Origin of the sequence: Actibacterium sp. MT2.3-13A (genome assembly GCF_018139985.1) — a bacterium.
Lineage (GTDB): Bacteria > Pseudomonadota > Alphaproteobacteria > Rhodobacterales > Rhodobacteraceae > JAGSOU01.
Window position 1 is genome coordinate 198599 of the sequence record NZ_JAGSOU010000003.1, and the last position, 24372, is coordinate 222970.

Genomic DNA, 24372 nt, shown 5'->3' on the forward strand with positions numbered 1-24372 from the left:
AGGCCGGGGTGGCGGGCCGGCGCGGAACGGCGCCGGCCCGGTTTGCGGGATCAGTAGGCGGCCATTTCGGCCTTGATCATGTCATAGGCGGCCTGGGCATCGACGCCGGTGGCCGCGATCTCCTTCAGCACGGTCTCGGTCACGCCGGCGGCCAGTTCGTTGAACTTGGCGACATCGGCCTCCGAGGCCACGGTGATGGTGTTGCCCTCGGTCTGCTTGGTCAGCTCGACGCTTTCGATGTCGCCGGCGTCCCAGATCTTGCCGATTTCGCGGCTCAGCGGCTCGCCGAAGACCTTTTCCTCAAGCGCCTGCCGGATGTCCTCGGGCAGGTCGGCGAGGGCGTCCTCGTTCATGATGAAGGCGAAGGAGCCGCGGTAGAACCCGCCGGGCATCTCGTACATGTGCGGCGCGACCTCGGTCAGCTTGAAGCCCTTGCGGCTGTCGATCGGCATCACCACGCCGTCCGCGGCCTTGGAGGCCAGCGTCTCGTAGACCTTCGGCGCGGGGACCTGGATGCCGGTCGCGCCCAGTGCCGTGCCGACGTCGCCGCCCACGCCGCCGGGAATGCGCAGCTTGAGGCCGGCGATGGCGTCGAGGCTGTCGATCGGGTCGGCGGTGTGCAGCTGGGCCGGGCCGTGGGTGTGCAGCGCGATGACTTTGACGCCGCGATGCTCCTCGGCCTTCGACAGGTATTTCTCATAGGCGCGCCAGTAGGCGACCGAGGCGGCCTCGGCATTGCCTTCGAAGCCCGGCAGTTCGATCAGTTTGGTGGTGACGAAGCGACCGGCCTGGTAGCCGTGGAAGATGATCGACAGGTCGGCGGCGCCGTCCATGATCAGGTCCATCTGCGCCGGCGGCGGGGCGAGGCCCAGCTTCAGCTCGGCGGTGACCTGGCCGCCGGTGGCCTCCTCGATCATCTCGACGAACTTGGGCCACATCTGCGCGTTGATGTTGTGGGTCGGCGGCGCCCAACTAGAAATCGTCAGCGTGTAGTCCGCGGCGAAGGCCGCTGCGCCCGACAGCGCGAAGGCCGCGCTGGCCAGCAAAGTGCTCAGTTTCGAGAATTTCGCCATGGTTTCCTCCCTAGATGGCATTTTGTTGCGTAAGTAACAGTTTCGGGTGCAACCATCAATCCTCCGCTGACGGTCGCTCCCGCTCCGCCAGCGGGCCGATGATCCACGAGCCGGGGCTCTCCTCGGCCACGCGCCGCATCGTGGCGGCGGTCTCTTCCCATCCGACCGCGGCGGCGTAGTGCATCGGCCCGCCCCGCCAGCGCGGAAAACCGTAGCCGTGGACCTGCACCATGTCGACGGCGGCATCGTCCTCGGCGATGCCCTCCGCGACGATCCGGGCGCCCTCGTTGGCCAGAACGGCCAGCAGGCGCGACGCGATCTCGTCTTCGGCGAAGTGGCGGCGCGCGATGCCTTGCGCGGCGGAATACCCTTCTATCAGGGCCTCGACCTCGGGGTCGCGGACGGGCGTGCGGCTGCCCTCTTCATAGGCATACCAGCCCTTGCCGGCGCGCTGCCCCAGCCGCCCCATCTCGCACAGCTGATCGGCGATGGTCACATAGCGTTCCTGCGCGGGGCGGCTATCGGCTTGGCGCTTGCGGTTGGCCCAGGCGATCTGCAGTCCGGTCAGGTCCTGCATCTCGTAAGGGCCCATCGGCACGCCGAAGGCGCGCATCGCGGAGTCCACCTGGTAGGGCAGGGCGCCATCGGCCAGCAGGTAATCGGCCGCGCGCCGGTAGGCGGCCAGCATCCGGTTGCCGATGAAGCCGTCGCAGATCCCCGACAGGACCGAGATTTTCCGCAGCCGCCTGCCCAGGGCGAAGCCGGTGGCCAGAACCTCGGCCGAGGTGTCGGGAGTCTTCACGATCTCGAGGAGCTTCATCACATGGGCCGGGCTGAAGAAATGCAGGCCGAGGCAGCGGTCCTGGTTCGCGAGCCCGGCGAAAATCTCGCGCGGGTCGAGGTAGGAGGTGTTGGTGGCCAGGATCGCGTCGGGCCGCATCGCGGCGGACAGCCGGGCGAAGACCTCGCGCTTGACGGCGACATCCTCGAACACCGCCTCGATGGCGAGGTCGGCCGCGCCTGCCTTGGCATAGTCGGTCTCGGCGGCGAAGGCGCCCATCCGCTCGCCGAGCTGCGCCTCGGTGATCTTGCCGCGCTTGAGGCCCGATTCCAGCAGCTCGCGGACGCGGGCGCGCGCGGCCTCGGCGGCTTCGTCGTCGCGTTCCAGCAGGGTCACCGGCAGGCCCGCGTTCAGCAGCGCGGTGGCGATACCCGCGCCCATCAGCCCGCCGCCGACGACGGCGACATGGGCGATCTCGCGCGGCGCGGCGCCGGTGATCGCGTCGGGTCTGGCGATCTTGCGCTCGGCAAAGAAGGCATGGCGCAGCGCGCGCGACTGCGACGAGCGGCGCAGGGCGAGGTGGCGCGCGCGTTCCCTGGGTTGGCCTTGTGCGAAGGGCAGGGCGGCCCATTGCAGCGCCTCGAGATTGTCGAGCGGGGCGGTGGCGCCCTTCGCGCGTTTGGCGATCTCGGCGCGCCTGCCCTCGATCAGCGCGGGGTCGATCCCGACCGCGGGGCGCTGGCTGACGGCCACGGGGCGGGCGGGCAGCTCGGCGGCGAAGGCGCGGGCGGCCGCGATCAGGTCGCCGCCGGCGATGGCGTCGATCCCGCCCAGCTCCAGCAGTTGCTCGGCCTTCAGAAGCGCGCCGTTGCAAGCCAGGTCGATGGCGGGCTCCATCCCGATCAGGCGGGGCAGGCGCTGGGTGCCGCCGGCGCCGGGGATCAGCCCCACGTTGACCTCGGGCAGGCCGAAGCGCGTGCCCGGCGCGGCGATCCGCCAGGCGCAGCCCATGGCGATCTCGAACCCGCCGCCCAGAACGTTGCCGTGCAGCAGCGCGAGGAATGGCGTCGCGCTGTCCTCGATCAGTTGCACCACGTCGGGCAGGTGCGGCTCGGCCGCGGGGGCGTCGAATTCGGACATGTCGCCGCCGGCGATGAAGGTCGGCCCCTCGCAGCGCAGCACCGCCAGCTTGGCGTCCTGCGCCTGGCGGACCGCGGCCTCCAGCCCGGCGCGGACTGCGGTCGAGGTCGCGTTCACGGGCGGATTGTTCACCACCACCCAGGCGATTTCGCCCTCGCGTTCGACTGTCACCACGTCCGTCATGCGCCCTCCCGGGGAATCGAAGCTTTCGGTTATTTATTGACCAACCGTTCGGTTTATGCAAGATGCTTGTAGAAATCTTCGGAAAGGGAGGCGGGGATGAGCGACACGATTCTTTCGCACAGGAATGGCGAGTGGGTTGAGATCACCCTCAATCGCCCGGACCGGCTCAACAGTTTCAACGACGAGATGCACCTCGCGCTGCGCGCCGCGCTGGAGGAGGCCCGCGATTCGGGTGCCCGCGCGCTGCTGCTGACAGGCAGCGGCCGCGGCTTCTGCGCGGGGCAGGACCTTGGCGACCGCGACCCGGCCAGGATGGACAGCCCGCCCGACCTCAGCCTGACACTGAGGAATTTTTACAACCCGCTGATCCGGCTGATCCGCTCGCTGGAGTTCCCGGTGATCTGCGCCGTGAACGGCGTGGCCGCGGGGGCGGGGGCCAACCTGGCGCTGGCCTGCGACATCGTCCTGGCCGCCGAGACCGCCAGGTTCATCCAGTCCTTCGCCAAGGTCGGGCTGGTGCCCGACGCAGGCGGCAGCTGGGCGCTGCCGCATCTGCTGGGCGAGGCCCGCGCCAAGGCGCTGGCCCTGACGGCCGAGCCGCTGCCCGCCCCGCAGGCCGCCGAATGGGGCCTGATCTGGAAGGCGGTCCCCGACGAGTTCCTGATGGAGGAGGCCCGCGCCCTGACCGCGCGGCTGGCCGGCGGCCCCACGGTGGGGCTGGGCCTGACCAAGCAGGCCATCCAGGCCGCCGCCGGCAACACGCTCGACCAGCAGCTTGAGCTTGAGGCGCAGTCGCAGAAGACCTGCGGCATGACCCCGGATTACGCCGAGGGCGTCAGCGCCTTCCTGCAGAAACGCGCGCCCAGCTACACGGGGAAGAAAGCATGACACCGAAGCAACGCGCCGAACGGTCGGCCGCCGCGATGTGGGCCGAGGATCACGCCTCGCAATGGGCGGGCTTCTCGCTCGACGAGGTGGACGAGGGCGTTGCCACCCTGTCGCTGAAGGTGGAAAAGCACCATGCCAACGGCCACGGCATCTGCCACGGCGGGGTGACCTTCATGCTGGCCGACACGGCTTTTGCCTTTGCCTGCAATAGCCGCAACCAGGCCACCGTCGCGCAGCACAACAGCATCACCTTCGTGGCGCCGGGCCGGGTGGGCGACACCCTGACCGCCCGCGCCCGCGAGGTCAGCCTGACCGGGCGCAGCGGCATCTACGACGTGACCGTCACCAACCAGGACGGCGCCGTGATCGCGGAATTCCGGGGAAATTCCCGCGCGATCCGGGGTCAATTGTTCGAAGAATAACCGGGCGAGGAGGACATCATGAAAGACCTGACCCCCAGGAAATCCGAGCTTGATCCGATCGAGATCGCCTCGCGCGACGAGATCGAGGCGCTTCAGCTGGAACGGCTGAAATGGTCGCTGCGCCACGCCTATGAAAACGTCCCCATGTATCGCCAGCGCTTCGACCAGAAGGGTGTGCACCCGGACGACCTGAAGTCGCTCAAGGATCTGTCGAAATTCCCCTTCACGGTGAAAACCGACCTGCGCGACAACTATCCCTTCGGCCTCTTCGCCGTGCCGCGCGAACAGATCGTGCGCCTGCATGCCTCCTCCGGCACCACCGGCAAGCCGACCGTCGTGGGCTACACGAAAAGGGACATCGACACCTGGGCCGACCTGATCGCGCGCAGCCTGCGCGCCTCGGGCACGCGGCCCGGCGACATCGTGCACAACGCCTATGGCTACGGCCTGTTCACCGGGGGGCTCGGCGCGCATTACGGGATCGAACGGCTGGGCGCCACGGCGGTGCCCGTCTCGGGCGGCCAGACCCCCCGGCAGGTGACCCTGATCCAGGATTTCCAGCCGCACACCATCATGGTGACGCCCTCCTACATGCTGAACATCCTCGAGGAATTCCACCACCAGGGCCTCGACCCGCGCGAATGTTCCTTGCAGGTGGGCGTGTTCGGGGCCGAGCCCTGGACCAACGCCATGCGCCACGAGGTGGAACAGGCCTTCGACATGCACGCGGTCGACATCTACGGCCTCAGCGAGATCATGGGCCCCGGCGTCGCCAACGAATGCGTCGAGACCAAGGACGGCCTGCACATCTGGGAAGACCACTTCTACCCCGAGATCATCAACCCCGAGACCGGCGAGCCGGTCGAGGACGGCGAGATCGGCGAGCTGGTCTTCACCACGCTCACCAAGGAAGGCCTGCCGATGATCCGCTACCGCACCCGCGACCTGACGCGGCTGCTGCCGGGCACCGCGCGCTCCATGCGCCGGATGGAAAAGATCACCGGCCGCTCCGACGACATGATCATCCTGCGCGGCGTCAACGTCTTCCCCACCCAGATCGAGGAGCAGGTGCTGGCCACCGGCGGGCTCGCCAACCATTTCCAGATCGAGCTTTTCCGCGCCGGCCGCATGGACGCCATGCGCGTGCACGTGGAATGCACCCCCGACGCTACCGACGAGGCCTCGAAAACCGCCGCCGCCCGGATGCTGACCAAGCGCATCAAGGACATCGTCGGCGTTTCGACCGAGATCGACATCAAGGATCCCGGCGAGGTAGAACGCTCGCAAGGCAAGGCCAAGCGCGTCGTCGACAACCGGCCCAAGGAGTGAGCAAGTGGTCCGCACCATCGCAAAAGACCACGATCAGAAGCGCGATCAGATCCTGAAATCGGCGGCCAAGGTGTTCGCCGACCAGGGCTTCGATCGCGCCTCGATGAGCATGCTCGCCCGCGAATGCGGGATCTCCAAGGCCAATATCTACCACTATTACGACAGCAAGGACGCGCTGCTGTTCGACATCCTCGACACCTACCTGTCCGAACTGCGCGACCAGATCTGCGGCATCCCGCTCGAGGGGCTGGCGCCCGAGGACAAGCTGCGCGCGACCATCTCGGCCACGCTCAAGGCCTATCAGGGCGCGGACAACGAGCACCGGGTGCAGAGCACGGGCATCCCCGCGCTGCCCGAGGCCCAGCAGGAAATCCTGCGCGGCTATCAGCGCGACATGGTGGGCCATATGTCCGGCCTGATCCGCGCCGTCGCGCCCGAGGTGTTCGACAGCGACAAGGGCAAGCTCTATGCCGCCACGATGTCGGTCTTCGGCATGCTGAACTGGTTCTACATGTGGAACAGCAAGGCCGGCGCCAAGGCGCGCGAGGAGTATGCCAACCTCGTCACCGACCTCACGCTGAACGGCGTCCGGGGCCTCTGACCCCCTTCTTCTGGCCGCAAATGTCCCGGGGTTTGGGGCAGAGCCCCAATTGGACCCAAGGCTTGCGCCGCAGGCGCGCAATTCAACAAAAGGCCCCCGCCGACGCGTCGGCGGGGGCCTTTCCAGTTCATGCAACGGGCCTCAGCCCGCCGTCAGCCCCAGCGGCTTCAGCACCGCACGCGCCTCGGCCGCCCAGCGGGTGCGCAGCTCCTCGCCGGTCGTCCGGCGCAGACCCATCGCCTTCAGCGCCGCGAATTTCGCCGCGTCCGCCGCGCCGAAGCTCGCCGCCACCCGCGGCCACCAGTAATCGACCGAGGCCCGCAGGGCGTCGCGCCCCGCCGGCTCCGCGACCAGCTGCGCCAGCCCCTCCTCGGCCAGTTCCGCATGGCGCGCCTCGCGCGGGGCGATGGCGCGGAAGGCCTCGGCCAGCGGCTGGTAGCTGACCATCGCCAGTTCGGCCAGCTGCACCCCCACCGCGCGGCCCATCAGCAGGTTCATCACCACCGCGTCGGACCAGCCCTCCAGCGGGTAGTTGAACACCGCCAGCCGCATGTCGTGCTCCGACCGCGTCGTGCCGATATCGGCGTCGCGGGGCAGGCGGGCGGTCCAGGGGTGGTGGCTGGCGTAGCGTGCGGTGTCGGCGCCGAACTCGCCCATCACCTTCAGCACCCGCTCGGCATGGTCGGTCTTTTCCAGCACGATCCGAGCGGCGGCGATGCGCTCCTTCAGCCCCGGTGCTGCGTTGATGATGTCGGCAAACCCCGCCGCGCCCGCCAGCTCGCTGTCCACGAAGGTCGCCATCAGCTTCATCAGTTCCGCGCGGTACCGCGGCGGCACGTTGGCAGGGTTCGACAGGATGCCGCCTGCCTCCAGGTAGCGCTCGATGCTCATGTCCTCGGCCATGGCCGTTCCTCCCTCACTGGTCGTAATCGACGACGACCCTGTCGGTCACCGGGAAGGACTGGCAGGACAGGACATAGCCCTTCTCCACCTCGTAATCCTCCAGCGCGTGGTTGGCGACCATCTCCACCTCGCCCTCCAGCACCCGGCAGCGGCAGGTCGAACAGACCCCGGCCTTGCAGGCATAGGGCGCGTCCATCGCGTTCTGGAGCGCCGCGTCGAGGATGCTCATGTCCTTGGGCATGGTCACGCTCTGCGTGGCGCCATCCAGCGTGATCGAGGCCGTGGCCTGGTTGGCCGAGGATGCCGCGTCCCGCGACGCCGCCTTGCGCTTCAGCCGCCCCGGCTGGGCGCTGGCGAACAGTTCAAACTTGATCAGCGCGTCGTCCAGCCCGTGATCGCGCAGCGCCTTGGCGATGCCCAGCATCATCGGCTCGGGTCCGCAGATGAAGGCGGTGTCCACGTTCCCGATGTCGATCCAGTGCCGGAACAGCTCGGCGCATTTCGCCTCGGTCACCAGCCCGGTGAAGAGGTCGATCTCCTGTGCGTCGGTTTCCAGCACATGGATCACGTTCAGCCGGCCCATATAGAGGTTCTTCAGATCCTCCAGTTCCTCGCGGAACATGATCGTGTTCACGCCCTTGTTGGCGTAGACGAGGGTGAAGTTCGACTTCGGCTCGCGTGCCAGCGTGGTCTTCAGGATCGACAGAACCGGCGTGATGCCCGAGCCGCCGGCGAAGCCCAGATACTGCTTCTCGGCCTGCGGGTTCAGCTCGGTGTGGAAGCTACCCATCGGCGGCATCGCCTCCAGCGTGTCGCCGACCTTCAGCTCCTCGTTGGCCCAGGTCGAAAAGGCGCCGCCCTCGACGCGCTTGATGCCCACCTGCAGGATGCCCTCGTCCTTGCCTGCGCAGATCGAGTAGCTGCGGCGCAGCTCCTCGCCGTCGAAATCGCGGCGGAAGGTCAGGTACTGGCCCTGGATGAAATCGAAATCCTGCGCCGCGCCATTGGCGGGCTTCAGGGTCACCACCACCGCGTCGCGGATGGTCTTGTGAACGTCGGTGACGGTCAGTTCGTGAAAGCGCGCCATCGGTTCCTCTCCTCAGATGCACTTGAAATAGTCGAAGGGTTCGAGACAGTCCTTGCAGCGCCATGCGGCCTTGCAGGGGGTCGAGCCGAACTGGCTGACCTTCTCGACATGTCCGCTCCCGCAGCGCGGGCAATGATCGGGGCCGCCGGCGGGCCGGGGCGGCGCGATGCCGTATGCCTCCAGCTTCCGCTTGCCCTCATCGCTCAGCCAGTCGGTGGTCCAGGCAGGCGAGAGCTGGCGTTTCAGCGCCAGCTTCTCGATGCCTTTTTCGCGCAGCGCGGTCTCGATATCGAGATTGATGATCGAGGTCGCCGGGCAGCCCGAATAGGTCGGCGTGACGGTCACGACCAGCGTGTCGCCCTGCCATTCGACATCGCGGATGATGCCCAGGTCGGTCAGCGAGATCACGGGGATCTCGGGGTCCGGGACGGCCGACAGCCAGTCCCAGACCTGTTCGGTGCTCGGATGTTGCATCGCTCTTACCAGCTTGCGCCGGGATAGGCGCGTTGCAGCCACTGCATCTGGGTCAGCAGATGGCCCAGGTGCTCGGTATGCATGGTGCCGGTCTTGCCGCCCTTGTGGGCGAAGGGGCTGTCGGGGATCGCCAGCGTGGCATCGCCCAGAACGCGGCCCACCAGCGCGTCGTAATCCGCGCGCAAGGACGCCGGGTCGGACGCCACGCCCGCGGCCGCCATCTCGGCATCCACGGCGTCGCCGGTGAACATTTCGCCCACATAGGGCCAGAGATACTCCAGCGCCGCCTGCATGCGGGCGTGGCTTTCCTCGGTGCCGTCGCCCAGCCCCACCACCGTGCCGGCCGAGCGTTCGAGGTGATAGCTCACCTCCTTGCTGGCCTTCTCGGCGATCTCGGCGACGCGGGGGTCGCTCGATTTCATAAGCTTGCCCAGCAGGATCGAGTGGAAGGCGTCGAACAGGAATTGCCGCATCAGGGTCCGGCCGAAGTCGCCGTTGGGCATCTCGACCAGCAGCACGTTGCGGAAATCCCAGGCGTCGCGCAGGAAGGCGAGCTTGTCGGCGTCGCGTCCCTTGCCCTCGACCTCACCGGCAAGCCCCAGCCACAGCTGCGTCTGCCCGATCAGGTCGAGCGCGGTGTTGGCCAGCGCGATGTCCTCTTCCAGAACCGGCGCGTGCCCGCACCATTCCGAGACGCGGTGGCCGAGGATCAGCGTGTTGTCGCCCAGCCGCAGCAGGTATTCGAAAAGAGCCTCGTCGCGGGTCATCACATCGCCCCCACGTCTTCGGGAATGTCGAAGAAGGTCGGGTGGCGGTAGACCTTCGACTGCGACGGCTCGTAGAGCGGGCCCTTGTCGCTGGGCGAAGAGGCGGCGATATCGGCGGCCTTCACCACCCAGATGCTCACCCCCTCGTTGCGGCGGGTGTAGACGTCGCGCGCGTTCTTGATCGCCATCTCGGCGTCGGGGGCGTGCAGGCTGCCCACATGACGGTGGCTAAGCCCGTGCTGTCCGCGGATGAAGACTTCCCACAGGGGCCATTCGTTCTTCATGTCTCGTCCTCCTTGAGAAACTTACTCGGCCGCGACCCGGGCGGCGCGCTTGCGCGCGTGCGCCAGCAGGCCGTCGCGCACCCATTTGCCTTCGTCCCAGGCCTTGTTGCGGGCGGCCATGCGGTCCGTGTTGCAGGGGCCGTTGCCCTTGATCACGTCGAAGAACTCCGTCCAGTCGGGCTGGGTGAAGTCGTAATGCCCGGTCTCCTCGTTCCACTTGAGGTTCTCGTCCGGGACGCTCAGCCCGAGGTATTCGGCCTGCGGCACCGTCTGGTCGACGAATTTCTGCCGCAGCTCGTCATTGGTGTTGATCTTGATCTTCCATGCCATCGACTGGGCGGAATGGATGGAGTCCTTGTCCGAGGGGCCGAACATCATCAGCGAGGGATACCAGAAGCGGTTCAGCGCATCCTGCGCCATGCGCTTCTGCTCCGGCGTGCCCTGTGCCATCTTCATCATGATGTCGTAGCCCTGCCTCTGGTGGAAGCTCTCTTCCTTGCAGATGCGGATCATGGCGCGGGAATAGGGCCCGAAGGAGGTGCGCTGCAGCGGCACCTGGTTCATGATCGCGGCGCCGTCGACCAGCCAGCCCACCGCGCCGATATCCGCCCAGGTAAGGGTCGGGTAGTTGAAGATCGACGAATACTTCATCTTGCCCGACAGCAGATCCTCGGTCAGCTCGTCGCGCGAGACGCCCAGCGTCTCGGCCGCGCAATAGAGGTAGAGGCCGTGGCCCGCCTCGTCCTGCACCTTGGCCAGCAGGATCGCCTTGCGCTCCAGCGTCGGCGCCCGGGTGATCCAGTTGCCCTCGGGCAGCTGGCCGACGATCTCGGAATGCGCGTGCTGGCCGATCTGGCGGATCAGCGTGGCGCGGTAGTCGTCGGGCATCCAGTCCTTGGGCTCGATCTTTTCGCCCGCGTCGATGCGGTCCTGGAACCTGCGCTCCTCCTCGGTCATCTCCTCGCGGGATTTCACGCCGGTGGAGGCGGTCTTGATCATCTGTGCATACATCTCAGGGTCCTCCCGTCAGATCCGTTCGAGGATAATCGCCGCGCCCTGGCCCACGCCCACGCACATGGTGCACAGCGCATAGCGCCCGCCGCTGCGCTTCAGCTGGTAGGCCGCGGTCAGCACCAGCCGCGCGCCCGACATGCCCAGCGGGTGGCCCATGGCGATGGCGCCGCCATTGGGGTTCACATGCGCCGCGTCGTCGGGCAGCCCCAGCTCGCGCAGGGTGGCCAGGCCCTGGGACGCGAAGGCCTCGTTCAATTCTATCACATCCATCTGGTCCAGCGTGAGCCCCGCGCGCGCCAGCACCTTGCGGGTGGCGGGGACCGGGCCGATGCCCATGACGCGCGGTGGAACGCCGGCCGCGGCCATCGCCACGACGCGCGCCATCGGGGTCAGCCCGTTCCTTGCCGCCGCTGCCTCACTCGCCAGCAGCAGCGCCGCCGCGCCGTCGTTCACGCCCGAGGCATTGCCCGCGGTCACGGACAGATCCGGCCCGTTCACGCCCTTGAGCCTGGCCAGCTGCTCCAGCGTGGTTCCGGGGCGGGGGTGCTCGTCGGTGTCGACGATGACGGGGTCGCCCTTGCGCTGGGGCACGGCGACGGGGACGATCTCTTCGCGGAAGATCCCGGCGGCCTGCGCGGCAGCCCAGCGGTCCTGGCTGCGCAGCGCGAAGGCGTCCTGATCCGCGCGCGAGATGTTATAGTCCTCGGCCACGTTGTCGGCGGTTTGCGGCATCGAATCCGTGCCATACATCGCGTCCATCTTAGGGTTGACGAAGCGCCAGCCGATTGTGGTGTCGTAGACCGCGTTCGCGCGGGTGAAGGCGCTCGTCGCCTTGGGCATGACGAAGGGCGCGCGGCTCATGCTCTCCACGCCGCCGGCGATGGCGAGGTCGTAGTCGCCCGCCCGGATGCCGCGCGCGGCCATGCCCACCGCGTCCATGCCGGAGGCGCAGAGCCGGTTGATGGTGGTGCCTGGCACCTCGACCGGGAGGCCGGCCAGCAGGGCGGCCATGCGGGCCACGTTGCGGTTGCTTTCGCCCGCCTGGTTGGCGTCGCCCAGGATCACGTCATCGACGCTGGCCCAGTCCACCCCGGCGTTGCGTGCCTTCAGCGCGGCGATCGGGGCGGCGGCCAGGTCGTCTGTGCGGACCGAAGACAGCGCCCCGCCATAGCGCCCGATGGGTGTACGGATTGCGTCGCAGATGAATGCGTCCATGCGGCGGACCCTCCCTGAACTCTCAATAATAATCGACCGTGTGGTCGGTATAAGTGCCCCAGGGGCGATTCGGCAATCTTTAAGTTACAAAATGATCGCAGATTGGAAAAATCTGTAACAATGCATCCGGCGCGTGCCGCGGCGTCATTGTTCTCGCCCCCGCCACATCCCGCCCGCGGATGCTATAGTGCCTGCGAACGACCCGCAGGCAGGGAGGCGGCGGATGCAACTGACGGTGAACGGCGTGGCGCATGAACTGGATGTCGAGGCAGACATGCCGCTGCTGTGGGTGCTGCGCGACGAGCTGGGGATCACCGGGCCGAAATATGGCTGCGGCATTGCCCAATGCGGGGCCTGCACCGTGCATGTCGATGGTCAGGCCGTGCGCGCCTGCCAGGTGGCGGCCGGCGATGTCTGGGGCGAGATCACCACGATCGAGGGGCTGGGCACGCCGCGGTCGCTGCACACGGTGCAGGCGGCATGGATCGCGCATCAGGTGGCGCAATGCGGCTATTGCCAGTCCGGCCAGATCATGCAGGCCGCGGCCCTGCTGGCCGAAAATCCCGATCCGACCGACGCCGAGATCGACGAGGCGCTGTCCGGCAATCTCTGCCGCTGCGGCACCTATCCGCGCATCCGCGCCGCGGTGAAAACCGCCGCCGCCATGTTGCGGGAGGGCTGAACCATGAGCCGCATCGGACGCCCGGCCCGCCGCAGCTTCCTGATCGGTTCCGCCGCTGTCGCCGGCGGCGTGGCCTTCGGCTACTACCGCTACCGGCAGCCGCTGCCCAACCCGCTGCTGGAGGGTCTGGCCGAGGGCGAGGCGGCGCTGACGCCCTTCGTCAGGATCGACGCGCAGGGCGTGACCCTGATCACCCCGCGCGCCGACATGGGGCAGGGGGCCAGCTCCATTCAGGCCTACCTGCTGGCCGAGGGGCTGGACCTGGACCCACTGACCGTGCGCCTCGACCCCGGCGACCCAAGCCCTGCCTATTACAACGGCGCCGTGCTGGCCGAGGGGCTGCCCTTCGCGGCCACCGACACCGGCTGGCTGGCCGAAACGGCCCGGGCCGCCGCCGATGTTCCGGCGCGGCTGATGGGGATGCAGATCACCGGCGGCTCCTCCACCGTGCCGGATATGTTCGACCGGCTGCGCCACGCCGGCGCCGTGGCCCGCGAGACGCTGAAGGAAGCCGCGGCGCAGCAGACCGGCATCGCGCGCGACCGGCTCGGCACAGATGACGGCGCGGTGATCCTGCCCGACGGTCAGAGACTGCCCTACGGCGCGCTCGCGGCCCGCGCGGCCACGCTGGAGCCCGTCACGGATGCGATCCCGCGCCCCGCAAGCGCCTGGCGCTATCTCGGGAAACGGGTGCAGCGCACCGATATCGTGGCGAAGTCCACCGGGACCGAGACCTATGGCATCGACCTCGCGCTCGACGGCATGCTCTACGCCTCGGTCCGGACCAATCCCGGGTTGGGCGGCGCGGTCAACGGTTACGACGCCAGCGCGGCCGAGGCGATGCGCGGGGTGCTGAAGGTCGTGCCGGTCACCGGCGGCGTGGGCGTGATCGCCGACAACACCTGGCGCGCCTTCAGGGCCGTCAACGCCATCGCGATCGACTGGGGCGCGCCGGGCTATCCGGCCAGTTCTGACCAGATCTGGCCGGCGCTCCGGGCCGCCATGACTGCCGGAAACCGCGACAGCCGGTTCCGGGACGAGGGCGACGTGGAAAACGCGCTGTTCGAGGGCGAGGCGATCGCGGCCGAGTACCGCGTGCCCTATCTCGCCCATGCACCGCTGGAGCCGATGAACGCCACCGTCCGCGTCACCGACAGCCGCGCCGATATCTGGACCGGCACGCAGATCCCGCGCTTCGTGCAGACGCACGCGGCCCGGCTGACCGGCCTTGATGAGGCAGCCGTGCATGTCCATGCCCTGCCCATGGGCGGCAGCTTCGGCCGGCGGCTGGAGGATGACTATGTCCTGCAGGCGGTGGAACTGGCGATGGCGGTGAAGGGCCGGCCGGTGAAGATGACCTGGACCCGCGAAGAGGACATGACCCACGATTTCCCCCGTCCCGCGCAGATCGCCCGCGGTCGTGGCACGGTGCGCGAGGGCAGGGTCGAGGCGCTGGACCTCTCGGTCGTCGGCCAGTCGGTGAGCGCCTCGTGGCTGGGGCGGGTGATGGTGGCCCCGCCGGGTCCCGACACGACGATCGTGGCCGGCGCCTGGGATCAGCCCTTCGCCATCCCGCATTACCGCGTCACAGGCTACCGCGCGCCGGAAATGGTGCCGGTCAGCTCATGGCGCTCGGTTGGGGCCTCTGCCAACGGCTTCTTCCACGACTGTTTCCTCGATGAGCTGATCCATGCCGCCGGCGCCGACCCGCTGGAGGAGCGTCTGCGGCTGTGCGCCGACCCGCTGTCGCGCAAGGTGCTGGAGGCGGCGGCCGAGATGTCGGGCTGGAGCGGACCGCGGATCAGTGAGACCCGCGCGCGCGGTGTGGCCTTCTGCCTGTCCTTCGGCGTGCCGATGGCGGAGGTGGTGGAGATCAGCCGGACCGAGGCCGGCATCAGGATCGACAAGGTCTACGCCGCCTGCGAGATCGGCCGCGTCCTCGACCCCGACAATTTCGAGGCGCAGGTCGCGGGCGGGATCCTCTTCGGCCTCGGCCACGCGATGAATTGCGAGCTGAGCTATGCGGATCACGCCCCCGAGCAGGCGAATTTCGACAGCTATCCGGGGATGCGCCTGTCGCAGGCGCCGCAGATCGAGGTGCGCGGGCTGGAAAACGGCGACCGCATCCGCGGCATCGGCGAGCCGGGCGTGCCGCCCGCGGCGCCGGCGCTGGCCAACGCGATCTTCGCGCTCACCGGGCAGCGCATCCGCGAATTGCCGCTGAACCGGCATGTGACCTTCGCCTGAGCGACACATATCTGTCGCCCGGTTCCGTCCTGTCTGACTGGAGAGAAATTGGAGCGGGCGATGAGATTCGAACTCACGACCCTTACCTTGGCAAGGTAATGCTCTACCCCTGAGCTACGCCCGCTCACTGACGTGGGGCGGGATTTACGACGTCCGCTAGAGCTGTGCAAGCAGAAAATTCTGGCGGATCCCATGTCCCAGATTTTTCCGTGTTTCCGCGCCCTTCCCGGCGCTGACATGGATTTTCCAGTCCCCGGTCGCCGGACGTCCAGAGGCCCGGGAAGAGCCCTGGAGCACCGTTGCCGGAACGCCCGAGGTGTCGCCGATATCGGCCGCAAGGCCGGGATCGTCCCGGCGACCTGTTTCGACTGCGACCGGAAGAGGACATATCCCGGCCTCCCGCCTGGTGACGCGGCGCCGCGCGCCTGCAAGGGCTGCCGCGGACCCGGCGCGTGGCCGGGAGATGCCCGGGGGGCGCGATCAGGGAATGCGCAGGGGCCTGCCCGGAAATGCGCCCCGCGCCGTGTTCTTCGGATCCGCCTCCCCGCGTCGGGTCAGACACGGTCGAGCTGGGTTCGACGCGGCGTCAGGGTGGCGGCGCGCCCATGCGTATCCTCGCGCGGCCCTTGCGGCGGCGTCCCGAACAGCAGGGCGCGGGCACGGTCCTGGACGGCCACGAAATGGCCTTCCGCCACCTCGACCATCTCCGCGCGGGCCGGCGCCTGCCTGGCGCGCAGAAGCAGCCTGGGTGGTTGCGGGGCGGCAAGGCTCGGGCGCCGATCGTCGCGTCGGGACGGATCCGGCACCGGGACGGCCGACAGCAGGCGCTGCGTGTAGGGATGCTGCGGGTTGTGCAGGACTGCCTCGGTGGGGCCGGTCTCGACGATCTGGCCGGCCCACATGACGGCGACCCGGTGGCTGACCCGCTCGACCACCGCGATGTCGTGAGAGATGAACAGGAACGACACCCCTTCCTCGTCCTGCAGCCGCGCCATCAGGTCGGTGACCTGGCGCGCGACCGAGACGTCCAGCGCCGACACCGCCTCGTCGGCGACGATCAGGGCGGGCCGCACCGACAGGGCGCGGGCGATGCACAGCCGCTGGCGCTGCCCGCCCGAGAACTGGTGCGCGAAGCGGTCGGCGGCCTCGGACTCCAGCCCGACCTTTTCCAGCAACTCCCCGGCCAGCGCGCGCCGGTCGCGGCGGGACAGGCGGTGATGGATATGGGCCGGCTCGGTGATCAGATCGCGCACCGGAAGGCGCGGGTTGAGGCTGGCGAAGGGGTCCTGGAAAACCATCTGGGCGCGCTGGCGCAACGGCCGCATTTCGGAGGCGTCTAGGTGGGTGATGTCCTGCCCCTTCAGGCGCAGGCGGCCTTCGCTGGGTTCGACGAGGCGAAGCACGGCGCGGGCCAGGGTGGATTTGCCACAGCCGGATTCGCCCACAAGTCCCAGCGTCTCGCCCGGGGCGATCGACAGCGAAACACCGTTGACCGCGTGGTAATCGAGATGCCCGCCCGGCAGCAGGCCGCGCCGGATCGGAAAGCGTACGGCCAGGTTCTCGACCGTCAGCACCGGCGCGGCGGGACGGCGCAGCGGTTTCGGCGCGCCGCTGCCCAGTTTCGGCGTCGCGGCCATCAGCTGCCGGGTGTAGGCCGCGCGGGGGCGGGCGAACAGGTCTTCGACCGGCCCCTCTTCGGCTTTTTCCCCCTGTTTCAGCACCACGACCCGGTCGGCGATCTTGGCCACCACGCCCATGTCGTGGGTGATGAACAGAACGGCCATGCCGATCTCGTCCTGCAGCTGCCGGATCAGCGCCAGGATTTCGGCCTGGGTGGTCACGTCCAGCGCGGTCGTCGGCTCGTCCGCGATCAGCAGATCGGGCCGGCAGGCCAGCGCCATGGCGATCATCACCCGCTGGCGCAACCCGCCCGAGAGCTCATGCGGGAACTGGTCGAGACGGCGCTCGGCCTCGGGGATCTTCACCCGCTCGAATGCCTCGCGGGCGGCGGCGCGGGCGGCGGCGGCGTCCAGGCGCTGATGCAGGCGCAGCACCTCGGCCACCTGCTCGCCCAGCGGCATCACCGGGTTGAGCGCCGTCATCGGCTCCTGAAACACCATCGAGACGCGGTTGCCGCGCACCTGCTGCATCTGCCGGTCGCTCAGCGCCGACAGCTCCAGCGCGGGGGCGCCATGCAGCGTGATGGTGCCGCCGGCGATGCGCCCGCCCTCGCGCTCGATGAGGCGCAGGAGCGCCAGCGCGGTGGCCGATTTGCCGGACCCGGATTCGCCGACCAGCGCCACCGTCTCCCCCTTCGCGATGTCGAAGGAAAGGCCCCTGACGGCCTGGTGTGATCCGAAGCTCAGGTGCAGGTTCTCGACGCTCAGAAGGGGGGTGCGGGGCATGGCTCAGCTCTCGGCTTTGATGTGGCGGGCGCGCAGCTCGGGATGGGCGCGGAAATCGGGCAGGACCGGGGTCCAGCGCCGGGCGGTGGGGGTGATCTCGGCGCGGTAGGGATCGCGGCCCGCGACCTCCCAGCGCACGGTCTCTCCCAGTTCGATCACGCCCATGGCGCCGGCGGGGGCGCCTTCGGTGGTGAAGCTTTCGGTCAGAGACTGCTGGGTCAGGTGGGGGATGCCGTCAACGGTGGTGACGGTGTTCCAGTGGACGTGGCCGGCCAGGCAGACCACAGGCACCCTGGCCTGCGCCAGTGCGGCGCGGGCGCGTTCGGCCATCGGGTAGGTCGCGTTGGACGGGTTGTTCTGGAAATAGTAGTTGCCGACCTGCGAATGGCCCGAGACCGGCACATGGCTGACCACCAGAAGCGGCCGGTCGGCGGCCTGCACGGTGCGCGACAGCCACAGCAGGTCGGCCTCGCGCAGCACGAAACCCGAGCGTTCGGCCGTGCGCCGGATGCGGGTGTCGGCGCGCCACAGCACGATGCGCCAGCCGCCGAGGTCATGGGTCTCGTGGCCCAGAGACTGGCCGAGGATCTGTTCGTTCTCCTCGACGCTGAGGAAATCGCGGTCGTGGTTGCCGTTCAGGTGCCAGATCGGTTTTTCGACCGCGCGGAAGGCCTCGGCGACCTCGGCCTCCAGCCGCAGGTCGGTGTCGTGGTCTACGTCCGAGATCCGGTCGCCCAGGTCCAGCACATGGCTGACATCGGCGTCGCGGACATAGCGGGTGAAGTCCTCCATCAGTCCCATGGCGGCGTCCCCGCGCTTGGTGGCGGAGGGGATGCCGTGGTGGATATCGGCGACGATGGCTAGGCGAACGGTCATGGCGGGGGCTTTCCTGAATGGAGGGGAGGGGGGGACCCGCCGCCGGCAGGGCGGCGGGCCTGTTGGAGCTCAGTTCGACGCGAATGAGATCGAGCCGGCGCGGAAGTCGAGCACATAGGGGATGTGGCCCGGCTTCGGCGCCCAGCTCACGTCCTTGCGCATGGCCCAGCTTTCAAACGGGCGGTAGAGCGGCAGCACCGGCGGGTCCTGCCTGATGCGCTCCATCAGCTCTGCATAGGCGGCCTTGCGGGCCTCGACGTCCTTCGAGAAGCGGAAGCGTTCCCAGATCTCGGCGTATTGCGCATCGGTGTTGAAGCGGCCTTCGCCCTCGGAGGGGCCGTTGGGCGCCCACATCACGCCGAAGGAGCCGAACGGGTCGGCGAAATACATCGGGTTCGACCAGTTGCGGGTCATCATCTCGGGCGAGCGGCCCGACCATTTCTCGGCGATGTTGACGCGGCCCTTGACGCCGACCTCGGCCCACATCTCGGTGATGGCCTGCGCGGCCAGCAGACCGTTGGTATAGTAGGTCGGGTGGGTGTCGAAGGTGACCTCGAACCCGTCATAGCCGGCCTCTTTCAGCAGCTGCCTGGCCTTTTCGGGGTTGTATTCGAAGGTCTTGAGTTCCGGCATGTAGAGGTCGCCGTATTCCTCGAGCGTGTGGGTCGAGGGGACGACCGCCTTGCCCAGCCACAGCGCCTCGTTCAGCGTGTCGCGGTCGATGGCGAGGCTCAGCGCCTGGCGGATGCGCGGATCCTTCAGCTTGGGGTGGTTCACGTTCATGATCATGACGTGGAACAGCGGCGTGGCGCTACCCACGGTGCGGAGGTTCTTGTCGGCCTCGATCAGCGCCAGCTGGTCGGGCGCGATGTTGGTGACGATGTCGGCCTCGCCGGTCTTCAGCGCGGTCACCCGCGATGCGGTTTCGGGGATGTGCTGAACGGTCGCCTTGGCCAGCGGCGCCTTTTCGCCCCAGAAATCGTCGAAGCGTTCATAGACCACGCGCTCGCCCGGCACGAACTCGGCGATGCGGTAGGGGCCGGTCCCCACGGGTGCCAGCGAGAAGGCCTCGAAATCGTCATGCTCGGCCACCTCGGGATCGCCGGTCAGGGCCTTGGTGTAATCCTCCGGGATGATCATGACCTGCTGCAGGTTCAGCAGGGTCTCCCACAGCGGTTCTTCCTTCTCGACGGTGACGCGCACGGTCAGGTCATCGACCTTCTCGGCCTTGAGGAAGTTCGACAGCCGATCGCGCGAGCGCACCACATAGGGCGGGAAATCGGCCTGATACATGCGGTTGAGCGAGAACACCACGTCGTCGGCGGTCATCGCCTCGCCGTTGTGGAAGGTCACGCCGTCGCGCAGCGTCAGCTCCATGACCTTGGGTTCGACCAGTTTCCATTCGGTTGCCAGCGCCGGAACCCACTCGGCCTCCAGCTTGTCGTGGTTCTTGCCGATCAGGGTGTCGAAGGCGTTGTAGTAGAATTGCGAGCCGACGTTGGAATGGTCGCGGCCGGGGTCGAGGTAGCTCGACACGTTGGCGGCGCCGACAGTGATCTCCTGGGCGCAGGCGCCCGAGGCAAGCCCGGCGGCGAGGGCGGTGGAAAGCAGCAGTTTCAGCATGTCTTTTCTCCGTGAGGAATGGGTGGACGTTTGAACGGGGCGGGCGTTTCAGCCTCTGTTGTTGGTGTTCGGGGTCATCGCGCGCGCAGCCGCACATCGGCGCCGTCGCGCAGCCAGTCGCCGAGGATCTGCACGGCGAAGGTGACCAGCAGGATCATCATTGCCGGGGCCGCCACGATCCAGGGGGCGGTCGGCATGTAATCGCGGCCGATGCCGACCATCGACCCCAGCGTCGCGGTGGGCGGCTGCACGCCGAGGCCGAGGAAGGAGAGCGTGCTTTCCAGCAGCACGATGTTCGACAGCGCCAGCGTGAACTGCACCACCAGCGGCGAGACGATGTTGGGCAGAAGGTGGCGGTGCGCGATGCGCAGCGGGGCGGCGCCGGCGGCGCGGGCGGCCTCGATGAAGGGCAGCTTCATCAGCCGGCGCACCTCGCCGCGGACGATGCGGGCATATTGCTCCCACCCGGCCAGGCCCAGAACCAGCACGATCACCTCGATCGAACTGCCGAGGATCGCCAGCAGGAACAGCGCGACCAGGGTGAAGGGCACCGCGATCTGGGTGTCGACCGCGGCCATGATGCTGGCCTCGGTCCGGCCGCCGACGATCCCGGCCAGCAGGCCCAGCGTGCCGCCGATCAGCAGACCCAGCGTCGCGCCCAGTCCGGCCAGCATCAGCGTCAGGCGCAGACCGAACAGGCTGCGCGAGAACACGTCGCGGCCCAGCTCGTCGGTGCCCAGCAGGTGCCCGGCCTTCGCCCGCTCGAAGCCCAGCGGCGGGCGCAGCCGCGCGATCAGGCTTTGCGAATTGGGATCGAACGGGGCGACGATCGGCGCCAGCACGGCCAGCAGGACCAGGCTCAGCCCGATCACGATCGCGGCTTTCTGGATGGCATCGGCGCTGCGCCACAGCTGCAGGGCGGCGGCGGGGGCAGAGGGGGCGGGGACGGCGGGGTTCATCATGGGAGATCAGCCTTTCACGGTATGGCGCAGGCGCGGATCGGCCCAGGCATAGGCAAGATCGACGGCGGCATTGATCACGATCACGGCCAGCGCGACGGTCAGCACGCCGAACTGCAGCACAGGGTAGTCGCGGCGCAGCGCCGAACTGACCAGCAGGTCGCCGATCCCCGGCCAGGCGAAGATCGCCTCGATCACGACCGAGCCCGATGCCGCCAGCCCCGCCACCTGCAACCCGATGACCGACAGGATGGTGATGCCGGCGTTGCGCAGCCCGTGCCGCAAGATCACGGCGTTCTCGGGCAGGCCCTTGGCGCGCGCCGTGCGCATGAAATCCTGTCCCAGCACGTCCAGCATGGCGTTGCGGGTGAAGCGGGTCAGCGCCGCGATCAGCACGCCCGCCAGCGCGACGGTCGGCATGATGAAATGCAAAGCCGTGCCGTTGCCGACCACCGGCAGCCAGTTGAGCCAGTAGGAGAAGAGGAGCACCATCACGATGGCGAGGACGAAATTCGGCACCGCGTAGCCGAGGAAGGCCACGACCATCACCGCGCTGCCGATCCAGCTCTTGCGCCAGATGGCCGCCGCGATGCCCAGCGGGATCGACACCAGAACGGTCAGGCCCACCGCGGACAGCAGCAGTTGCGTCGAGGGCCAGATGCGCTCCAGCACCATTTCAGACACCGGCCGCCTTTCGATGAAGGACAGGCCGAACTGGCCATCGGTGAAGGCCCGCAGGAAGGCGAGGTACTGGGACCAGATCGGCCGGTCCAGTTCGTAGTATTTGATGAGCAGATCGCGATCCTCGGTGGTCATCCCCTCGCCGATCACGAAGTCCACCGCGTTGCCCGACAGGCGGGTTGCGAAGAACACGATGGTCACGATCACGAAGAAGGTCAGGACCATGCGGATCAGGGTTCGCAGGGCGTAGCTCAACATGTGCAGGCTCCGGTCTTGGCTGGAAGGGAGGGCTCTTCGCCCGGGCGCGTCAGACGTATGAACTCGACCCCGACCGCCGCGGCGGCCGCGCCGTCGGTTTCGGCGGTGTCGCCGATGAAGACGGCCGCCCCGGCGGTGACGCCGGCGCGGCGCAGCGCCTCGCGCGGCAGATCGGGGGCCGGCTTGCCCAGGCTGGGCGCCCGGACCTGCGGCACCACCGCGGCCACCGCCGCCCACAGCGCCCCGGTCTCGGGCTGCGGCGTGCCGTCGGCGCCCGGATGGCTGGTATCGGGATTGGTCAGGGTGACGGGCACGCCGGCATGGGCGAAGGCGGCGATGCGGGCGATGTCGGAAAAGCTCAGCGAGGGGTCGCGCGCCAGCACCACCGCCTCGGGCCGCGCGCGGTCGGGGCGCAGACCCAGCGCGCGCGAGAGATCCTGAAGCGGCTCGGCCGCATAGAGCGCGACCCGCGCCCCGGGGCGTGCCGCCTGCAGCGCGCGCAGCGTCATCTCGCCGGCCAGCAGGATCCGTTCGGGCGGCAGGGCCAGGCCCAGGGCCGCCAGCCGGGCCGACAGGCTCTGCGCGGTGTCAGAGGAATTGTTGGACACGATCCAAAGCCGCTCGCCGCAACGCGCGAAAAGCTCGGGCACGTCCGGCAGCACCGTTTCCCCGGAGATGAGACAGCCGTCCAGATCGGCCAGTATGGCGGCCCGGTCCGGCCAGGGACCGTCGAGGAAACGCTGCAATCGGACCGGTTGGTGCATGCCAATAACTCTCCGTTCGGGGAAACGCCCCGTCTGCGCCTTGCCGGCGCTGTCTTCGATGGTCTCTGGGTCGGCGCTGTGCCGGCTGTGAGAAGAGATATGGCGCCCGACTGTAACCGTACCGTTACAGGTGAAAGCATATGTTCCGGGGCATGAAGTCATCGGTTTCAGAATCGGCCACGGGCCTCTCGCTTTCGCGTTTGCGCGCGCTGACGGCGGTCGCCGAGGAAGGATCGTATTCCGCTGCGGCCCGTCGAATCGGGATTTCGCACACTGCGGTGGCCCAGCAGATCCGCGATCTGGAGCGGATCCACGACATCCACCTGTTCGATCGCCTGCGCGGGGTGCTGCGCCCCACGCCCGCCTGCCTGGAACTGTGCGACATCGGCAACCGCATGCAGCAGGCCGCGCGCGACGCCGCGCGCGTGCTGGCGCGTCGCGGTCCGTCGGGCAAGCACCGGCTGCGGGTCGGTCTGGGGAACTCGATGCCGGGGATCGCCATCGTCGGACATGTGCTGAAACTGCACCCGACGCTGACGGTGTCGGTCGAAAGTGGCTCGCATCAGGACATCATGGCGGCGGTGTCCCGGCGCGAGGTCGATGTCGCCGTCCTGCCCGACCTGCCCGCCGACCCGCGCTTTCGGCGCGCGCCCGTCCTGTCGCAAGAGGTGGTCGCGATCGTCTCGCCCGAAAGCCCGATGGCGGAATGCAGCGACGTGACGCTGGAGCATCTGGCGCAGAACCCGCTGGTGTTCCGCTCCCCTGGGTCGTCGACCCAGAAGATCGTGGACCGCGGCTTCCGCCAGGCGGGCCTCGAGCCCGAGCCGCGGCTGACAGCGGATACCCGGGACGCCGTCTATGAGGCGGTCGCTCTCGGAATCGGGGTCGGGTTCATGTGGCGCTTCGGAACCTACCGTTCGGATATCGTGCGCCGTGTGCCGGTCCCGGAATTTCGTTCGACCGTGGACGAGGTGGTGTTCGCCCTTGCCGATGAACGGAACCCGCTCGTCGATCTGTTCTTCAACGTTGCCGGGCAGTTCCGGCCGGAGGCGATGATGCGGGGTTGATATCTCCCCGGCCCCGGGGCCGGGCGAATTGCCTGTTCAACCGAGCAATGATCCCCCCGCCACGACCAGGGCCGAGGGAAACGAGGTGCTCCCGACCGTGGCGCGGCCGTTGCCTGACGATACGGGCGCCGCAACCGAGCTTCGGTTTTCCCACGGCTGTCCGCTGGCGGGCGAACTGCGCACGACGGTCAACCTGCTGCCCGAGGGTGACGCCTTTCCGACCTGTTCCCTGAGCCCTGGCCGTGACGACCAGAGCTTGGGCGGCAGCGCCGGAATTCTCGGCGTTCCGCGGCGCTCGTCCCGATCGGCGCGCTGACGAATATCCCTTTCATCTCCTGACATTCAGCCATTGCTTCGCCAACCATCCGCGGCGCCGCGTCGGCGTCGTCCGGCTGTTCGGGGGACGGGGAAAATGGGGGCGGCCCGAAAAACGCCGCGGCTGACAGAGCATCGGTCCGCTGGGGCGGCGAAGGCCCGCTTCCTGCCGCGCTATCCCGCTCCGAAACGACGAAAGGCCGCCCGAAGGCGGCCCTATCATACACTCCTCATCCGGTGAGGAGAAATTGGAGCGGGCGATGAGATTCGAACTCACGACCCTTACCTTGGCAAGGTAATGCTCTACCCCTGAGCTACGCCCGCATCCGTTGGG

Annotated in this window: 23 protein-coding genes and 2 tRNA genes; 8 read left to right on the forward strand and 17 right to left on the reverse strand. The window is 68.3% G+C overall.

Annotated elements, in window-relative coordinates; genetic code table 11:
* Positions 1-50: 50 nt before the first annotated feature.
* Together KCI33_RS04500 and KCI33_RS04505 are read right to left on the reverse strand one after the other, a co-directional pair.
* Positions 51-1073: a TRAP transporter substrate-binding protein gene (locus tag KCI33_RS04500; protein WP_212523559.1), complete on the reverse strand. Its 1023-nt coding sequence runs from the start codon at positions 1071-1073 to the stop codon at positions 51-53.
* Between the two features lie 55 nt (positions 1074-1128).
* Positions 1129-3177 carry an FAD-dependent oxidoreductase gene (locus KCI33_RS04505; RefSeq protein WP_212523560.1) on the reverse strand — a complete coding sequence of 683 codons (2049 nt, stop codon included), beginning with the start codon at positions 3175-3177 and terminating at the stop codon, positions 1129-1131.
* Positions 3178-3273: 96 nt separating this feature from the next.
* Here KCI33_RS04505 and paaG point away from each other — a divergent pair, with 96 nt between their 5' ends.
* Genes paaG through KCI33_RS04525 form a run of 4 tightly spaced genes read left to right on the forward strand, consistent with a single transcriptional unit; the run spans position 3274 to position 6417 of the window.
* Positions 3274-4065, forward strand: coding sequence for a 2-(1,2-epoxy-1,2-dihydrophenyl)acetyl-CoA isomerase PaaG (gene paaG, locus KCI33_RS04510; RefSeq protein ID WP_212523561.1), 792 nt, complete (start codon positions 3274-3276; stop codon positions 4063-4065).
* Complete coding sequence (gene paaI, locus KCI33_RS04515; RefSeq protein WP_212523562.1) at positions 4062-4487, forward strand: hydroxyphenylacetyl-CoA thioesterase PaaI; 426 nt, start codon at positions 4062-4064, stop codon at positions 4485-4487. Before paaG ends, paaI begins: the two co-directional genes overlap by 4 nt.
* Before the next feature lie 18 nt (positions 4488-4505).
* Positions 4506-5816 (forward strand): phenylacetate--CoA ligase PaaK, encoded by a 1311-nt coding sequence (paaK, locus tag KCI33_RS04520; protein ID WP_212523563.1) that lies wholly within the window; start codon positions 4506-4508, stop codon positions 5814-5816.
* Between the two features lie 4 nt (positions 5817-5820).
* On the forward strand, positions 5821-6417 hold the full coding sequence (locus tag KCI33_RS04525; RefSeq protein ID WP_212523564.1) for a TetR/AcrR family transcriptional regulator: 597 nt from the start codon (positions 5821-5823) through the stop codon (positions 6415-6417).
* A 141-nt stretch (positions 6418-6558) separates the two neighbouring features.
* Here KCI33_RS04525 and KCI33_RS04530 read toward each other — a convergent pair whose 3' ends face one another.
* From KCI33_RS04530 to pcaF, 7 genes are read right to left on the reverse strand one after another with little or no spacing between them, the layout of a single operon-like run.
* Positions 6559-7320 carry a Phenylacetic acid catabolic protein gene (locus KCI33_RS04530; RefSeq protein ID WP_212523565.1) on the reverse strand — a complete coding sequence of 254 codons (762 nt, stop codon included), beginning with the start codon at positions 7318-7320 and terminating at the stop codon, positions 6559-6561.
* A 13-nt stretch (positions 7321-7333) separates the two neighbouring features.
* The gene (gene paaE, locus KCI33_RS04535; protein WP_212523566.1) at positions 7334-8407 is read right to left on the reverse strand and encodes a 1,2-phenylacetyl-CoA epoxidase subunit PaaE; all 1074 of its coding nucleotides are present in this window, start codon (positions 8405-8407) and stop codon (positions 7334-7336) included.
* Positions 8408-8419: 12 nt separating this feature from the next.
* Positions 8420-8881, reverse strand: coding sequence for a 1,2-phenylacetyl-CoA epoxidase subunit PaaD (gene paaD / locus KCI33_RS04540; protein ID WP_212523567.1), 462 nt, complete (start codon positions 8879-8881; stop codon positions 8420-8422).
* 5 nt (positions 8882-8886) lie between these two features.
* On the reverse strand, positions 8887-9648 hold the full coding sequence (gene paaC, locus KCI33_RS04545; protein ID WP_212523568.1) for a 1,2-phenylacetyl-CoA epoxidase subunit PaaC: 762 nt from the start codon (positions 9646-9648) through the stop codon (positions 8887-8889).
* A complete protein-coding gene (gene paaB, locus KCI33_RS04550; protein ID WP_212523569.1) occupies positions 9648-9932 on the reverse strand; it encodes a 1,2-phenylacetyl-CoA epoxidase subunit PaaB in 285 nt (94 codons plus the stop codon). Before paaB ends, paaC begins: the two co-directional genes overlap by 1 nt.
* 21 nt (positions 9933-9953) lie before the next feature.
* Entirely contained in the window at positions 9954-10943 is a 990-nt protein-coding gene (gene paaA, locus KCI33_RS04555; RefSeq protein WP_212523570.1) for a 1,2-phenylacetyl-CoA epoxidase subunit PaaA, read from the reverse strand.
* 15 nt (positions 10944-10958) lie between these two features.
* On the reverse strand, positions 10959-12161 hold the full coding sequence (pcaF, locus tag KCI33_RS04560) for a 3-oxoadipyl-CoA thiolase (RefSeq protein ID WP_212523571.1): 1203 nt from the start codon (positions 12159-12161) through the stop codon (positions 10959-10961).
* 223 nt (positions 12162-12384) lie between these two features.
* Here pcaF and KCI33_RS04565 point away from each other — a divergent pair, with 223 nt between their 5' ends.
* Positions 12385-12843, forward strand: coding sequence for a (2Fe-2S)-binding protein (locus tag KCI33_RS04565; RefSeq protein WP_212523572.1), 459 nt, complete (start codon positions 12385-12387; stop codon positions 12841-12843).
* Between the two features lie 3 nt (positions 12844-12846).
* Positions 12847-15090, forward strand: coding sequence for a molybdopterin cofactor-binding domain-containing protein (locus tag KCI33_RS04570; RefSeq protein WP_212523573.1), 2244 nt, complete (start codon positions 12847-12849; stop codon positions 15088-15090).
* Between the two features lie 49 nt (positions 15091-15139).
* On the opposite strand, the gene KCI33_RS04575 is transcribed toward KCI33_RS04570, so the two are convergent.
* From KCI33_RS04575 to KCI33_RS04605, 7 genes are all read right to left on the reverse strand, one after another.
* Positions 15140-15214, reverse strand: a tRNA-Gly gene (locus KCI33_RS04575).
* Positions 15215-15644: 430 nt separating this feature from the next.
* Positions 15645-17495 (reverse strand): ABC transporter ATP-binding protein, encoded by a 1851-nt coding sequence (locus KCI33_RS04580; RefSeq protein ID WP_212523574.1) that lies wholly within the window; start codon positions 17493-17495, stop codon positions 15645-15647.
* 3 nt (positions 17496-17498) lie between these two features.
* The gene (locus tag KCI33_RS04585; protein WP_212523575.1) at positions 17499-18371 is read right to left on the reverse strand and encodes a metallophosphoesterase; all 873 of its coding nucleotides are present in this window, start codon (positions 18369-18371) and stop codon (positions 17499-17501) included.
* Positions 18372-18440: 69 nt separating this feature from the next.
* Positions 18441-19994 (reverse strand): ABC transporter substrate-binding protein, encoded by a 1554-nt coding sequence (locus tag KCI33_RS04590; protein WP_212523576.1) that lies wholly within the window; start codon positions 19992-19994, stop codon positions 18441-18443.
* Between the two features lie 74 nt (positions 19995-20068).
* Positions 20069-20956, reverse strand: coding sequence for an ABC transporter permease (locus KCI33_RS04595; protein WP_212523577.1), 888 nt, complete (start codon positions 20954-20956; stop codon positions 20069-20071).
* A 6-nt stretch (positions 20957-20962) separates the two neighbouring features.
* Positions 20963-21892, reverse strand: coding sequence for an ABC transporter permease (locus tag KCI33_RS04600; RefSeq protein ID WP_212523578.1), 930 nt, complete (start codon positions 21890-21892; stop codon positions 20963-20965).
* Entirely contained in the window at positions 21886-22656 is a 771-nt protein-coding gene (locus KCI33_RS04605) for an HAD family hydrolase (protein ID WP_212523579.1), read from the reverse strand. The genes KCI33_RS04600 and KCI33_RS04605 overlap by 7 nt, the downstream gene beginning before the upstream one ends.
* Positions 22657-22808: 152 nt before the next feature.
* On the opposite strand from KCI33_RS04605, the gene KCI33_RS04610 reads away from it, so the two are divergent.
* Positions 22809-23723 (forward strand): LysR family transcriptional regulator, encoded by a 915-nt coding sequence (locus tag KCI33_RS04610; protein ID WP_212523580.1) that lies wholly within the window; start codon positions 22809-22811, stop codon positions 23721-23723.
* Between the two features lie 109 nt (positions 23724-23832).
* On the forward strand, positions 23833-24039 hold the full coding sequence (locus KCI33_RS04615) for a hypothetical protein (RefSeq protein WP_212523581.1): 207 nt from the start codon (positions 23833-23835) through the stop codon (positions 24037-24039).
* A gap of 248 nt (positions 24040-24287) precedes the next feature.
* On the opposite strand, the gene KCI33_RS04620 is transcribed toward KCI33_RS04615, so the two are convergent.
* Positions 24288-24362: transfer RNA gene (locus tag KCI33_RS04620), tRNA-Gly, on the reverse strand.
* Between the last annotated feature and the right edge of the window lie 10 nt (positions 24363-24372).